Source organism: Sorangium sp. So ce381 (assembly GCF_051473845.1).
Classification (GTDB): Bacteria; Myxococcota_A; Polyangia; order Polyangiales; family Polyangiaceae; genus Sorangium; species Sorangium atrum.
Window position 1 is genome coordinate 4,926,819 of the sequence record NZ_CP150336.1, and the last position, 14,417, is coordinate 4,941,235.

Here is a 14,417-nt window from a genome sequence, read left to right on the forward strand (position 1 = left end):
TTGGCCGGCAGCGGCGCGCGCCAACCGCGGCGCGTGAGCGTTTCGGGCGTACCAATGAGCGCCGCGGGCGCGCGCCGCGCGGCGAGCGGGCGCAGGGTAGGCGCACCAGCCGGCGCGTTGCCGGCCCGTTCACACGAGAGTGCACACCATGAAAACGCAACCGAAACGCCTCGCCGCGGTCCTCGCCTGCCTCTCTGCCGTCCTCCCGGCGTGCGCCGAGAGCGACGCCCCGGCCGCGCCGGAGCTCCGCCGCGTCGGCGGCTTCAGCACGCCCGAGTCCGTGCTCCACGACGAGGAGCGCGACGTTTACCTGGTCTCGAACATCGTCGGCTCACCCGTCGAGAAGGACGATCGCGCGTTCATCTCGCGCGTCTCGCCGGACGGCGAGGTCCTCGATTTGACATGGATCGACGGCGCGTCGGAGGGCGTGACGCTGAACGCCCCGAAGGGCATGGCCATCGCGGGCGGCAGGCTCTATGTGGCCGATATCGACGCGATCCGCGTCTTCGACGCGAGCGACGGCGCGCCGATCGAGGACATCGAGGTGGCCGGCGCGGGCTTGCTCAACGACGTCGCGGCCATGCCCGACGGGTCGATCGTGGTCTCGGACTCCGGCGTGGCCATCGAGGACGGCGCGTTCGCCTCGATCGGCACCGATGCGCTCGTCTCGGTCGATCCGGGCGGGGAGGTCTCCCGGTTGATCGCGGATCCCGCGCTGCCGCACCCGAACGGCGTGGCGTGCGCGGAAGGCGAGATCTGGGTGGCTTACCTCGGCGCAGCGCGGGTCGACGCGCTCGACGCCTCGGGGCAGCTCCGGCGCGAGATCTCCCTGCCCGCAGGCACGCTGGACGGCCTCGTGCGCCTCGACGACGGCCGGCTCCTCGTGTCGAGCTGGGACGCGGGCGCCGTCTTCGAGATCGACCCCGCCGGGGACGCGGCGCCGCGCGTCTCCACGCTCGCGGCGGATCTCCCGAGCCCCGCCGATCTCGGCTGGGACCGCGCGAGAGATCGCCTGCTCGTCCCGCTCTTCAACGACGGCGAGATCGTCCTGCTCGACGTGAAGTGAGCCGGCGGAGCAGCGCTTTGGGCCGAGGGGCGGCGCGGTTACGCTGCGCCGCCCAGGCCGGCCCCGCGCTGTGTCTCCGCGGCGAGAGACGCGCCCTTTTCAATCAGGAGCGACGATGAAGACCCATCTCACCCGACTGCTCGAGCCCACCGACCAAGCCCAGGCCTGGGGCGCGCTCAGAGAGGCCATCTCCCGCCTGGAGCGCACGTCCTCGGCGAGCGGCGCCGGCCTGGCCCGATGGCTCGGCGTCTTCACCCGCACGCGCGAGCGGATAACGATACAGCGGCTCTCCCGGCCGCTCGTCGTGCTCATCCTCGACGGCGCGAAGCGGATCTTCCTCGACGGCCCGGACGGCAACACGCGCCTCGTCGCCCGGGAGGGGCAGATACTGCTCGTGCCGCAGGGCATCCCCCTCGAGCTGGTGAACGAGCCCGATCCGGAGCGCGGCGCGTACCGCTCGTTCACGATCGAGCTCTTGAGCGAGGTCGACGAGCGGCTCCAGCGCCGCTATCCCACGCTCTGCGTCCAGCGGGGGCTCGGCGGCTTCGAGGCGGACCGGCCGCACCTGCTGCGCTCCGCGATGCCGTCGATCCAGGCGCTGATCCACCTCGTGAACACGCTCCTCCTGCCCGGCGCGCACGCGCTGCTCATCGAGCACCGGCTGGAGGATCTCATCCTGACCCTGCTCCTGCAGCACAGGGAGCAGCTCGACGAGGCGCGCGCCGCCTCGTCGACGCTGGCGCTCGATCCGACGCTCGCGGTGCGGGCGCTCGTGCGCCGCGATCCGGCGCGCCCGTGGGCGGCCCCGGAGGTCGCGCGCGCGCTCGGGGTGAGCGACGCGACGCTGCGCCGCCGGCTCGGCGCGAAGGGGGTCTCGTTCAGGGCCCTCCTGTGGAAGGAGCGCCTCGATCTCGCCAAGGCGCTCCTGCGCTCGGGCCGCCACGGCGTGCTGGAGGTCGCGACGGCCTGCGGCTACGACTCGGCGTCGCGCTTCGCCGAGCAGTTCCGGCGCTCCGAGGGGGTCAGCCCCTCGGAGTACCGCGCGCGACACCGGGCGAGCGCGAACGACTGCTGGAGCGAGGAGCCCGAGCTCGACGCGAGGTGAGGGATCGGCGCGCCGGCACGCGGTGGCGAGGGGCTCAGCCCGCCTTGTCGATGCGGCCGTCGGGGTAGCGCGCGAAGCGGCCTTCCGCGCGTCCGTGGACCGGGCCGTCGCTCGGCCACGGCCATCCGCCGAAGCCCGTCCGCCGGTAGTCGAGGAAGGCCTGCTGGACCTCCGCCATCGAGGTCATCACGAAGGGGCCGTGTTGCGCGACGGGCTCGCCGATGGGCTGGCCCTGGAGGAGCAGGAGCTCGGCCTCGTCGGGGCCGTTCTCGAGCAGCGCGGCGGCGCCGTCGCGGAGCGTGATCCTGTGGGCCGCGGGGACGCGGCGGGCGCCGACGCGCAGCTCGGCGCCGCGGAAGAAGTAGAGCGCGCGGTTCGTGCCGGGGGAGGCGGCCGGCAGCGTGAACCGCGCGCCCGGGGCCATCTTGAGCGTCCAGATCGCCACGTCGGACGCCGCGCGCGCCGCCCACGACCTCGGCGGCGGGGCCGGCGGGCGGAGCTCGCCGAGGCGGCCGGCGACGATCGTGATCTCGGTCGCCTTGCCCGCGGCGTCGCGCGCGATCTGCCTGGGGATCGTGTCGCCCCACAGCATCACGAAGTGCGGCTCGGCGAGCTTGTCGGCGCGCGGCAGGTTGAGCCAGATCTGGAAGAGCTCGAGCGGGTTGGGCCCGTCCTTCTCGACGAGCGGGAACATCTCCGCGTGGACGATGCCGCCCCCCGCCGTGAGCCACTGGACATCGCCGCGGCCGTAGCGCGCGGCCGCGCCGAGCGAGTCCGCGTGATCGACGAGCCCGCGCCGCACGACCGTCACGGTCTCGAAGCCGCGGTGCGGGTGCTGCGGGAAGCCGGGGACCACGTCGCCGTGGTACATGCGCCAGCCGTCCTTGCCCGCGAAGTCGCGCCCGATGGCGCGGCCCGCGAGCGACGCGGCCGGCCCCATCCGCTCGTTGCCGGCCGGATACGCGTCGTCGTGGTGGACGCAGAACAGGAAGGGGTCGAGCGTCTCCCAGGGGAACCCGAGCGGCGCCACGTCGCGGACGACGTCCGCCGCGGCGAGCGCGGCTTCGTCGGTGCGCTCGGGCGAGGGCGGGGAGGGGTCGCACGCGGCGACGACGGGCGTTGCGGCGAGGGCGCCGAGGGCGGTGCGGCGATCCATGGGGCTCATCATCTCATCGTAAGGTGGACCTCATGGAGGGACAACGGTGCGAGCGCGCAACGTGGCGTTGCGCCGGGAGCAACCCGCGCGACGCGCGAGCCGAGGTGAGCAGGGGAGCGGTGAGGGTGCGCGCGAGGGCATGGGCGCGGCGTGTCGCGGCGCTTTTTCGCGTCGAGGCGGGGCGGGCGCGCTCGGAGTCGACTAGAGTCAACCCTCGTGTCCAGACAGCGCTCCGAATCGAGCATCATCTTCCTTGTCGCAGCGGTCCAGTTCATCAACATCCTCGACTTCGTGATGGTGATGCCGCTCGGGCCCGACTTCGCGGTCGCCCTCGGCATCCCGATGTCCAGCATCGGCTTCATCGGCGGCAGCTACACGGCGGCGGCCGCGATCTCGGGCCTCGCCGGCGCGTTCTTCCTCGACCGCTTCGACCGCCGCAGCGCGCTCGCCGTGGCGATGCTCGGCCTCGTCGCCGGCACGGCGGCCGGGGGCTTCGCGACGGGGCTCCCGAGCCTCATGGCGGCGCGCGTGCTCGCGGGGGCGTTCGGCGGGCCCGCGACATCCGTCTCGTTCTCGATCGTCGCCGACGTCATCCCGCCCGAGCGGCGCGGCAAGGCGATGGGCGTCGTGATGGCCTCGTTCTCGGTCGCCTCGGTGCTCGGCGTCCCCGCCGGGCTGGAGCTCGCGCGTCGCGGGGGCTTTCCGCTGCCGTTCTTCGCGGTCGCGGCGCTCGGGCTGCTCGTCGCCGGGCTCGCGATCTTCCTCCTGCCGTCGATGCGGGATCACCTGACCGACGCGCGGCCGTCCGGCAGCTCGCTCGGCGATCTCGGCGCGCTCCTCGGCCGGCCGATCGTGCTGCTCTCGTATGCGACGACGGCGATCCTGACGGTGGCGTCGTTCCTGGTGATCCCCAACATCTCTGCGTACGTGCAGTACAACCTCGGGTATCCGCGCGAGCGGCTCGGGCTGCTCTACTTCGTGGGGGGCCTTGTGAGCTTCTTCGCGATGCGCGCCGTGGGCCCGTTGGTGGACCGCTTCGGCGCGTTCCAGACGGGCTCGGTGGGGGCGGTGGTGCTCGTGAGCGTCCTGTACGCGGGGTTCGTCTCGTATACGCCGGGGCTGCCGGTGCTCGCCATCTTCATCGTCTTCATGCTGGGCATGACGTTCCGCAACGTCTCGCACAACACGCTGACGTCGAAGGTGCCGCGCCCCGCCGAGCGAGCGCGCTTCACCTCGATGCAGTCGGCCGTGCAGCACATGGCGTCCGCGCTCGCCGCGTTCTCGTCGGCCAGGCTGCTCCACGAGCTGCCGGACCACCGCCTCGACGGCATGCCGGTCGTCGCGGGGCTGTCGATCGTGTTCACGGTGGCGCTGCCGCTGCTGTTCCTGGGGATCGAGCGGCGCGTCACGCTCGCGGCGGCCGGGCGCCCGGCCCCCTGAGGCTGCTGGCCGACGGCGGACGAGCGCGGCGTCGGCGCGGCGTCGGCGGCGGGATGGGCTGGAGACCGCAGCAGGACGCCTCCCCGTCAGCGGGCAGGCTCCATCTGCGAGAAGCGGTAAGCCCCCACGGTGGCGGCGATGGACGAGAGGACGAGGAGCGCGAGCGCGAGCCCGATGTTGTTGAGCGACTCGCCGATGCCGACGAGCCAGATCCAGCGCGCGTCGGGGTCCACCGCGCCGATGTACGTGAGCGATTTGATGGTGCCGCTGACGAACCCGAGCCCGCCGGCCACCAGCGTCAGGATACCGAGGCTCACCTGGAGGGGTACGAAGCGCCGCTCGGGCGAGACGGCATAACGGATCGACGCGGCGAGGAGCAGGAGCCCGAAGACGAGCGTGGGAACCATGCCCCAGCCGCCCATGCGGAAAGCTTCAGCCATGACGAAGACCTCCTTGGATAGCGCTCATGACATGCGCGGGGCGAGAAGGTTCCGGGGCATCATCGGTGCTTCGGATGCAGCGCCTTCTCCGCGCGCTGCCCGGACAGGACCGCCTCGAGGCGCTCCTCGGCGGCGCGGGATGCGCGCGTACCGTTGCCCCGATGGGCCAGGTTGTTCGTCTCCAGCGGATCGGCGTCGAGGTCGTACAGCTCATATTCGGATCGATCCCGCCCCGAGCTCTCCGCGGTGGGGTCGCCGATGAGCGATCGCGTGTAAGATCGCCCGTATTTCCAGAGCCGCGGCCCGTCGCCGGCGTCGAGGCGCGCCACGACCGCCTCCACCTTTGCGGGCTCTTGGACGGCCTCGTACGTCCGGCCGATGAGCGTCGTCTGATCGAGCCCCTCCGAGACCTCGTCCTCGGTCATGAAGTAGATCGGATCGTCCTTCAGCGCGCCGCCGCGCAGGGCGCCCGAGAGGTCCCTGCCCACGAGCGGCTGCGCCTCCGTGTGGTCTTTGGCGAGCGACGCGCGGATCGCCTCGGCGTCGATCCCGGCGAGCCCGAGGAGGGTGGGCAGGAGATCGACGTGGCTCGTCGGGTGATCGACGCGCGCGTCCGCGGGGATGCCTGGCCCGCTGATCAAGAGGGGGACGCGGAGGGACTCATCGTAGGCGTTGTGCCATTTCTGGTGCATGCCCCCGTGCGCCCCGAGCATGTCGCCGTGATCCGACGTGTAGACGACGATGGTGTCGTCGCGGAAGCGCGACGCTTGCAGCCTCCGGAAGACGCGCTGCACCTCTCGATCGACGAGCTTATGGAGGTAATAATAGAATCGTCGATAGGCCGGTATCTGCGGCTGGGGCGCCATGAACTTGCCATACTTATCGACGTAATCCGCCTGACAGCTCGGCTTCGTGCGGAGGGGCTCGCCCTGGGTGGGCGGCTCGGGGATCTCGGGCACGGTGTCGTCGTGAAAGGGATAGCCAAAAGAGAGCCAGAGCGCGCCGAAGAGCACGATATCGTGGGGGTTCACGAACGGCGCGACCAGGAGCCACGGCGCGTCGTCCGCGCTCGCCTCGAGCTCGCCGAAGAGGGCGTCGACTTGATCGCCGTACAGCGGGTCGCGGAGGAGGCCGCAGTTCGACCGCGCCATGCCATGCGGCTCCGGGCCGATCCACCCCTGAAACCCGAAGGGCGCGAGGCGATCGGCGCCCTGATAGAGCCTGGTGATCGACTCGATGATCGCGCCTTGGTCGTCGCTCGAGGCTAGGGGCGAGCGCGTGTCGGGCGCCGTGAGGTCGGCGTGGGAGATATGCCATTTGCCGCGGTAGAACGTGCGGTACCCGGCCTTGCGGAAGTAATTGCCCATGGTGGGGACGGTGTTCGGTTCGAGCCAGAACATGGCTGGATCGAAGGCCGATTTGGCGGCGCCGTCGGTGGCGCGCACCCCGTGGAGCGTCGGGTAGTGGCCCGTGAAGAGGGAGGCGCGGCTCGGAGAGCAGGCGGTGGACGCCGCGTAGTGGCGGTGGAATTCGGTGCTCCTGGTGCGGATCTCTTGCTGGCCGGGGAGCTCGGTCCGACGGAACTCTCGGATGGCGTCGGTCTCGTAGACCGGGGGATAACGCTCTTCGTCGGTCATGACGACGAGGATGTTGGGGCGACGATGGACCATGAAGCCTCCCGGCGTTGTGTCGCGGCGTCGCGAGCATAAGGGAGGGCGCCGGCGGTGGCCAGCGTCGCGTCGGCCGCGCGGTGGCCCACGCTCGTGCCCGAGGCCACCTCGTCGCGGGCCCCGGCGCAGGTTCGTCGAGACGCAGCTCGAGTTGCCGTAGCCGCGGCGCGGGGCTCGCGACGGCGCGGCGAGGAAGCGAGCGGGGACCCCACCGCCCGCTCACCCTGGGTTTTCAGGGGAACGCCTGTCTCCCACATATTGGCACAGAGGGGCTCGTGCAGTCCGACTGTACGAGCTCATTGACAGAACGGGCCTTGCGATCAGGTAGGTCTTCCACGCCTGAAACGCCTGGGATTACCGCGACGTGGCAGGCGGAAGGCATCCTACCGTATAGCTGTACCCTACTGGAAGCAATGGAGTTCGATTTCGATTCCCCAATTCGCGGCATCACATGTTAGGGTGATTTTCTCGGGAGGTTCGTGATGTCGATTGCGGAGGGATTTCTCCGTCCTCTGAAGTTCGTGTGCTGCGTTTTTGCGGGCTTTGCGCTCGCAGGTTGCTCGAGTGCGCGCCCGGATACCGGCGAGGCGCTCGAGAGCCAGAGCGGCGCGCTGTCGGCCACGATGATCCGCACCCTCGGCTTCGAGTCGCTGTCGGATTGGCACGTATGGGGCGGCAGCACGCCGACGCTCGCGCTCAGCACGACTCACACCGAGGGCAGCTCGTCGCTCTCGGTGACGAAGGGCGGCTGGATGCAGGTGGAGAGCCGCGTGCTCGATAAGGAGCAAGCCGCCCCGAACTCGTTCGGATACTCCGTGCGCATCCCTGCGGGATCCACGGGCTGGCTCGGAGACACGCAGCTCAGCATCAACGCCCCTTCGGTCGGCATCTACAGCCAGGTGGTCGGGACCGTGGCGCTCAGCGGTCCTGGCCAGTTTCAGCGCGTTCAGTTCACGCTGTCGAACGCCTTGAAGGCGCAGCTGAACAACAACTACACGGATCTCCAGTTTCGGATCGCGATCAATGTCCCGACCACCGCGACTCAGGCGTACCTGCTCGACCAGCTGACGTTCGGCACCGTCTGCGACTCGAACCCGGTGATCGACGACAATAACCCCTGCACCGACGACAGCTGCGATCCGCTCCTCGGTGTCCGTCACCTGCCTCGACCGAACGGCAGCGCGTGCAGTGACGGCAACGCCTGCACCCAGGTGGACGCTTGCTCCGCTGGCGCCTGCGTGGGCTCGAACCCCGTCGCGTGCGCTCCAGCCAGTCGCTGTCACGACGCGGGAGAGTGCGATTGGGTTAGCGGTGTCTGCGACTATCCCCTGGAGGACGATCCCTCGAGCTGCCGCGAGGACCTGACGATTCGCGTGCCGCGGGCCACGAGCTACCCAGCTTATGCGGTGGTGGCGAACGGTGAGCTCGATCTTCGCGATCAAGTGACGGTGCGCGCGCCCGTCGCGAACGTGGGCGCTACCTGGACGCACATCGGCAACGACGCCTCCTTCACCGACGTGTACTCGAAACCGCTCGTCACGGTGGGGGATCGCTCCGTCTTGCAGGGCATGCTGCGAACGGGAGCGGGCTCCACCGTCTCGAGCAGCGCGTCGGTGGGTGACGGCATCTCGGCGTACCTCTTCGAGCCGCTGGTAGAGCACACGATCACATTCGATTTTCCCGCGCTGGCGCAGCCGAATGTCACGGTGGAACTGGACCAGAGCCATCCGCTCGCCCCCGGCGGTTATGGGCACCTGAGCCTGCAGCCCGGGGCGCGGCTCCTGCTCTCGAGCGGCGACTACTATTTCGACGCCCTCGACGCCGTCGAACCCGGCTCCGCGTTCGTGCTCAACGAGCGGAAGGGGCCGGTCCGCATCTTCGTGAACGCGCCGTTCGCCTTCCGCGGCAGCGTGACCTCGACCAGCGTGCCCGCCGAGCTGACGCTCGGGGTGCTGGGCGCGGGAGAGGTGCATTTCGAGAGCCCATTCCAGGGGACTCTGATCGCTCCTGACGCCGACCTCGTGCTCGCCCCGCTGAACGGAGAGAAGCACGTGGCCGCCTTCTTCGCGAAGAACATCACGGTCGACGCCGGCGTGATCGTGGAGGCTCCTCCCAGGGACCGGAGCTCTTGCCGGCACAGCGAATTTCGTGACGCGGGCTCCGCCGAGTGCACGGGTCACGACCTCGAGATCGTCGCGCACCAGGGGGTGACTCGAGCGCTCTTCGAGCGTGAGGAGGCGCTCGGCACCGGCAAGCGCGTCGAACCGGTGGAAGATTTCACCTTCACGTTCAACGAGCCGGTGTCACTCGATCGAGCGCGCTCGGCGGTCCAGATCCTGTCGGTGAGCTGCCCCGCAGAGGTCCTCAAGGCGGGTTGCACGCACGACGTGGCGCTCGAGGTGACGGCGGTCGGCAGCGACGGAAAGAGCGTCCGCTTCAGCAACGACAATGACCCCTTCTTGCCGGGCTGCCGCTACGAGCTCCGCGTCGACGACGCGCCGCTCACTGCGGGGAACGAGTGTCTCGCTGAGCCCGCGCGGCTCGCGTTCCTGAGCCTGTCACCCGCGGACGGCCCGGTGCTGGCTTACGAGACCTCGGAGCTTCGCCACGATCCGCGCAACCACAAGGTCGCCGCGCTCGAGTTCGCTGAAACCATCTCCTGGCAGGCCGATGAGCTCTTCCGCGAGCGGCTCTCCGCGCTCGGGCTGCGTCCCGGCATCGACAGCTTCGCTCCCGAAGGGCCGGTTCGGGAAACCGGCTTCGCGTCGAACGCAGAGTCGGTCTTCTATCGACAGAAGATCAACGGTGTCTCGATCTCCGGCTACGGCTACTCGGTGCAGCGCGATCGCACGACCGGCCGCGTGCTCCACGTGACGGGGCGCGCGGCGACGGACGTGACGCCGCCCGGTAACGCCGTGGTGAGCGAGGCCGCCGCGCTCAGCGTCGCACGGGCCGAAGTCAACGTGCCCACCACCAGCGCGCCCGCCGAGCTCGCGCTCGTCCCCACGTTCGACGGGACCAAGGCGTTCAAGCTCGCGTACCGCTTCGCGCTCGAGGATTCGCAATCCTTCATCCGGCGCTACGTCGACGTCGACGCGACGAGCGGCGTGGTGCTGCAGTCGCTCCAGGGCGAGCAAGAGGTCTGCCAGTCGATCGACGTGAACACGCTCGTCAAGCCGGAGCCGCTCTCCTCGGTGATGCCGGTCACCCTGAACACGGTGCAGCAGCAGCACGGTGACTTCGATCCCACCACGTTCTACGTCACCGAGTACATGCAGCCGAACGGGCCGCGGGTGTTCACGCTCGATTCTCGCGGCGGCGAGCCGATCTCTGGTGTCCCCGACGGTCGTCCTCCGCAGTTCACGCTCTGCCCTGGGCAGCTCTTCCCGAACGTGGTCAAGCTCCCCGGCGATCAAGGCGGTCCGAGCTGGGACCCCGATACCTACATGGCGGCGCAGCTCCAGCTGGCGGGCGAGTCGTGCATCAACTATTTCGCGAATCGCCCGAGCCCCCTGGGTCACAGCGGCGCCCAATGGTCGGGCATGGACGGCCGGGGGAAGGTGCCTCTGGAGTTCCGCCTCGTTCCGAACCTCGAATATTGGGCCGGCGCCTACGCGTCGAGCAGCGACAGTCGTCATCCGGCGATCCTGGTCAATCCGACCTTTTCCGGCGGAGCGATGATCGACTTCGTCTGTCACGAATTCATGCACGGGGTCTGGGACCACCTCGGGTACACGTTCCGGACTCCCGAATCGTTCTCGCTGAACGAGAGCGTGGCGGACATCTTCGGGAGCGCCGCCGAATACGCCGTGCGAAATGACGAACCGAGCCTGTGGTGCCTAGGCCCGCGCGACGTCGAGACCGACTGCATGCGTTGGCTGCATGCTCCGGCCGCCACCGGACAGCCTTACATCTACGAAGGTCCGAACTGGTGCTTCGACGGTGTCGCTTGCGACGAGCACACCAACGCGGGCGTCTCGAACTATTGGTTCTACTTGCTGAGCCGCGGCGGTTCCACCGCGGGGCAGGGCTGCGGCGGTTCGGTGCCGCCGCTCGATCCCGACCCCAAGAAGGCCGTCGACCTCGCCACCGAAATCCTGTTCGTGGCCTTGCGCGATCACCTCTACATCCCGGACGGCGACTTCCGCGACCTGGCGAACGCCACCATCTCCGCGTCGAAGCAGCTTCACGGCGACGGCGCGCTCACGGACACCGTCAGGGACGCATGGCACGCGGTGAATGTCTGGGAGAAGTACGGGGAGGGCGCCGACCCGTTCCTCACGCCTCGGCGCGACGCCAAGAACGTGAACCCGTGGCTCGACATCCAGTGGAGCCTCCCCGAGTACGCCGCCGACAGTGACATCCAGATCGATCTCGTGGGCTCGTTCGACAGCTCGATCGACGCCCCGAACACGCCATTGATCTCGCGGACCGTGCCGAACGCGCAGCTGCCGCGCACTCAAATCCCCGGTGGTCCGCCCAATCCCAACGCGCCCATGGACACCGTGGGGACGCTGACCATCGCGCTCGAGCCTGGACAGACCTACTATTGGCGAGTCCGCCCCCACTCGAGCGAGCCCTGGGGGAAATGTGACTCTGTTCACTGGTTCACGACCGGCGATCGTCCGGCGGTAAGCAGGATCAACACCGGGTTCCTGGAAGACGTGCCGCCCGGCCACTACGAGGTCATCCCGGAGCAGATCTCGGGCGCCCGGCACTTCAAGGTCCAGCTGAGCGAGCACGACACGAAGTGCGAGCCCGATCCTGCGGCGCAAGAAGAGATCATCGAGCGGGTCAAGCTCCCGGTCGACGATGAGCCCGTTCCACAAAACTCCACGGCGGAGTTCGAAGATCTCCAACCGGATCACGAGTACTGGGTCAACGTGCAGCCGATCGGACCCGAGAACATGTTCGGCGAGCCGGCTGTCGGTCCCTGCTTCGCACAGGTCGTCCGCACGCGGTCTCTCGACGCTCCCACGAACCTCCGTCCGCCGACCTACCCGTACTTCGATTACTTCGGACCGCAGCCCGAGCTAGCGTGGTACGCCGCACCGGGTACGCACTTTCACCGCCTTCGGTTCTACCCGATCGACGAGTCGGACCGATGCGACTACGGCACGATCGCACATACGACGACGCTCGATGAGCTCTGCAATCAAAGCTTCTCGTGCGACACATCGACGACCGTGGTGATCCCCGGAATTCGTAACCCCACGGGTTACTGCTGGGACGTCACCGCCGTCTCCACCGACGGCCACGAAAGCACGCTGGTCGGGAGTCGGTTCTACTACAAGCTCGCCGGTCTCCAGGAGCGCGAGCCGGGCGTCCAGCTCTTCTACACGGAGAACCGCGATCCGTCGCCGATCGGAGGCGACTCGTACGATCAACCGGTGACGTTCTCGTGGGAGCCCGACCCGCGTGTGCTCGGTTACGACCTCCGGATCGGGAACTACCCCTGGGAGCCGACCGGGCTCAAAGTCCCGGCGAACTGCTACTTCAGTTTCTGCGACTACGGCCCGGCGGACGAAACCGTCCCAGGGGTGTTCACCAGCGAGTCCGACGTCGAAGTCGAAGGTCGACTCGCGGCGCGTGGACGCTACTGCTGGACCGCGTGGTCGGTGCTCGAGGATCCCGAGCATCCAGGAAAGGTATGGAGCCGGCAGCCCTTCGTGCCCACGGCTCCGCTGCTCTGCTACACGAGCGGCCCCTCCGAGCCCGTCATCACGTTTACCCATCCGGAGAGCGGAAGCAGCATCGCGGTCGGTCAGACGATACACGGCACGATCGAGGTGGAGTACGTCCCCGACGGGCAGCTCGTGATCGATTCGTCGCACCCCGTCACGCTCGATCGCAGCCTGTGCGAGGAGACCGGCCCCTACTACCGTGACCTCTACGACTGCGTGATCGAGTTCTCGGCGACGGGGGTCCTCGAAGGCAACGACTTCACGATCTCTGCCGCGACCTACAACAGCCCGGAGGTCAACCCGCAGGGGGATCCGCCCTACGACGGTCTCGGCGCGGTCCACGAGGTCTCGAAGACCGTGCACGTCCACTCGTGCGGCGCGCTCGGCGAGGTGTGTTGCCCGGACCCGTCTCATCCTTGCGACGACACCCAGGCCGCACACTGCAGCGCGAACGGGGTCTGCCAGAGCTGCGGTGGCCGGAACCAGCCCTGCTGCAACGGCGTCAGCGGTCAGTGGTGCAACGGGAGCACGCTCGGGTGTGACGCCGGCACCTGTCGCGACTGTGGGCAAGACAAGGTCTGCTGCGACGGGCCGGAGCTATGTCCCGGTACCGCTGTCTGCGTGAACGAGGGCAGCACGAACCGTTGCCGCAGCTGCGGCGGGCACGGAGGGCCTTGTTGCGCCACGGGGAACGCTTGCAACGTCGCCAACGACACCTGCCAGGACGGCACGTGCGAGTCGCCTTGCGGTCCCATTGCTCCCGTCACGATCACGGGTCCGGTCAACGCCTTCGGAGAGCCGCACTACGCAGACGAAAATGGGGTTCCCCACACGGCTTGTGGCTTGCCCGACCTCTTCGGCAAGCTCGGGAACGGGCTCATCACCTGGGAAGTCCCGAGCACCGGCGAACCGGCTTATTACATCGTCACCTATGCGCCAGGTATCAACGAGAAGCAGACCGCGGGCAGCGGCGCCACCGGGGTCCTCCCGGGCTTCCAACCGACCGCGAGCCCCTGCGGAGCGATCGGCGTCACGGTCCAGGCCGTGAACCATTGTGGCGACGTGGGTCCGATCGGCGAGGAATCGGTGATCTACACGATGTGGCAATAGCGCGCGGCGCGGTCAGCTCTGTCGGAGATACACTCGAGCGGATAAAACAGGCAAAGGTGTTTCGCAAAGTCAAGATTCTCGGAGCCGTTCCTGACTCGTGCAGTCCGACCGTACGAGCTCATTGACAGAACGGGCCTTATGTGATCAGGCAGGTCTTCCACGCCTGAAACGCCTGCGATTGCCGCGACGTAGCACCAAGCGGAAGGCATCCTACCGTATAGGTGTACCCTACTGGCTTTGCAACGAGAAGGGAGAATGCAGTCACTAGAATCTGCCACCGAGGCCCTGCTCCTCCGCATCGTCCCTGGGCGCGCGACGACGCGCGGGTGGTGAGGCGCCACGCGCGTGGGGGCCAGATCCACGTCCACTCCGAGACGTTCCGCGAGATGCTGGTCTGGGGAGAGTTCCTCCAGTTCCGGGTCGACACGCTCCCGCAGCGCTGCCGGGGCAGCTTCTTCGACGAGGGCGCCGACGTGTACAAGCACCTCGACCCGGTGATGGAGCGCCTCGGCTTCGCGCAGCCGCTCCCGACCGGACCCTTCTGCCGGCTGTACGAGCGCGACGACGCCGCTATGGCATGCACGTCCACGCCGAGCGACGAGCCCGAGAGCGTGACGATCTGCGATTTCGAGCTCTGGCCGGACCTGGACGTGGGCGGCCGTCTCAAGGTGCCGACGCTGAGCTTCGCTCTTGGCCTGACTCAGCCGAGCCGCTGAGAGCCCTTACTCGTCAGCGCCCCCCGCCCG

Annotated in this window: 8 protein-coding genes; 5 read left to right on the top strand and 3 right to left on the bottom strand. The window is 68.7% G+C overall.

What is annotated here, in order from left to right:
* Positions 1 to 148: 148 nt before the first annotated feature.
* A complete protein-coding gene (locus WMF29_RS18490; protein WP_437330106.1) occupies positions 149 to 1,066 on the top strand; it encodes an SMP-30/gluconolactonase/LRE family protein in 918 nt (305 codons plus the stop codon).
* 115 nt (positions 1,067 to 1,181) lie between these two features.
* A complete protein-coding gene (locus WMF29_RS18495) occupies positions 1,182 to 2,171 on the top strand; it encodes a helix-turn-helix transcriptional regulator (RefSeq protein WP_272098809.1) in 990 nt (329 codons plus the stop codon).
* Between the two features lie 34 nt (positions 2,172 to 2,205).
* On the opposite strand, the gene WMF29_RS18500 is transcribed toward WMF29_RS18495, so the two are convergent.
* Positions 2,206 to 3,336: a pirin family protein gene (locus WMF29_RS18500; protein ID WP_272098811.1), complete on the bottom strand. Its 1,131-nt coding sequence runs from the start codon at positions 3,334 to 3,336 to the stop codon at positions 2,206 to 2,208.
* A gap of 207 nt (positions 3,337 to 3,543) precedes the next feature.
* On the opposite strand from WMF29_RS18500, the gene WMF29_RS18505 reads away from it, so the two are divergent.
* Positions 3,544 to 4,767 carry an MFS transporter gene (locus tag WMF29_RS18505; protein WP_437330107.1) on the top strand — a complete coding sequence of 408 codons (1,224 nt, stop codon included), beginning with the start codon at positions 3,544 to 3,546 and terminating at the stop codon, positions 4,765 to 4,767.
* Between the two features lie 86 nt (positions 4,768 to 4,853).
* Here WMF29_RS18505 and WMF29_RS18510 read toward each other — a convergent pair whose 3' ends face one another.
* Complete coding sequence (locus WMF29_RS18510; protein WP_437330108.1) at positions 4,854 to 5,207, bottom strand: hypothetical protein; 354 nt, start codon at positions 5,205 to 5,207, stop codon at positions 4,854 to 4,856.
* Positions 5,208 to 5,266: 59 nt separating this feature from the next.
* A complete protein-coding gene (locus WMF29_RS18515) occupies positions 5,267 to 6,877 on the bottom strand; it encodes a sulfatase-like hydrolase/transferase (RefSeq protein ID WP_437330109.1) in 1,611 nt (536 codons plus the stop codon).
* Between the two features lie 482 nt (positions 6,878 to 7,359).
* On the opposite strand from WMF29_RS18515, the gene WMF29_RS18520 reads away from it, so the two are divergent.
* Both WMF29_RS18520 and WMF29_RS18525 read left to right on the top strand, forming a co-directional pair.
* Entirely contained in the window at positions 7,360 to 13,671 is a 6,312-nt protein-coding gene (locus tag WMF29_RS18520; RefSeq protein ID WP_437330110.1) for a M4 family metallopeptidase, read from the top strand.
* Positions 13,672 to 13,997: 326 nt separating this feature from the next.
* A complete protein-coding gene (locus tag WMF29_RS18525) occupies positions 13,998 to 14,387 on the top strand; it encodes a hypothetical protein (protein ID WP_437330111.1) in 390 nt (129 codons plus the stop codon).
* Positions 14,388 to 14,417 lie beyond the last annotated feature (30 nt).

Excerpts from the sequence above, each read along its gene's own strand:
- WMF29_RS18510 (WP_437330108.1), bottom strand. The coding sequence starts at position 5,207 with ATGGCTGAAGCTTTCCGCATGGGCGGCTGGGGCATGGTTCCCACGCTC.
- WMF29_RS18490 (WP_437330106.1), top strand. The coding sequence starts at position 149 with ATGAAAACGCAACCGAAACGCCTCGCCGCGGTCCTCGCCTGCCTCTCT.
- WMF29_RS18520 (WP_437330110.1), top strand. The coding sequence starts at position 7,360 with ATGTCGATTGCGGAGGGATTTCTCCGTCCTCTGAAGTTCGTGTGCTGC.
- WMF29_RS18515 (WP_437330109.1), bottom strand. The coding sequence starts at position 6,877 with ATGGTCCATCGTCGCCCCAACATCCTCGTCGTCATGACCGACGAAGAG.
- WMF29_RS18500 (WP_272098811.1), bottom strand. The coding sequence starts at position 3,336 with ATGAGCCCCATGGATCGCCGCACCGCCCTCGGCGCCCTCGCCGCAACG.
- WMF29_RS18495 (WP_272098809.1), top strand. The coding sequence starts at position 1,182 with ATGAAGACCCATCTCACCCGACTGCTCGAGCCCACCGACCAAGCCCAG.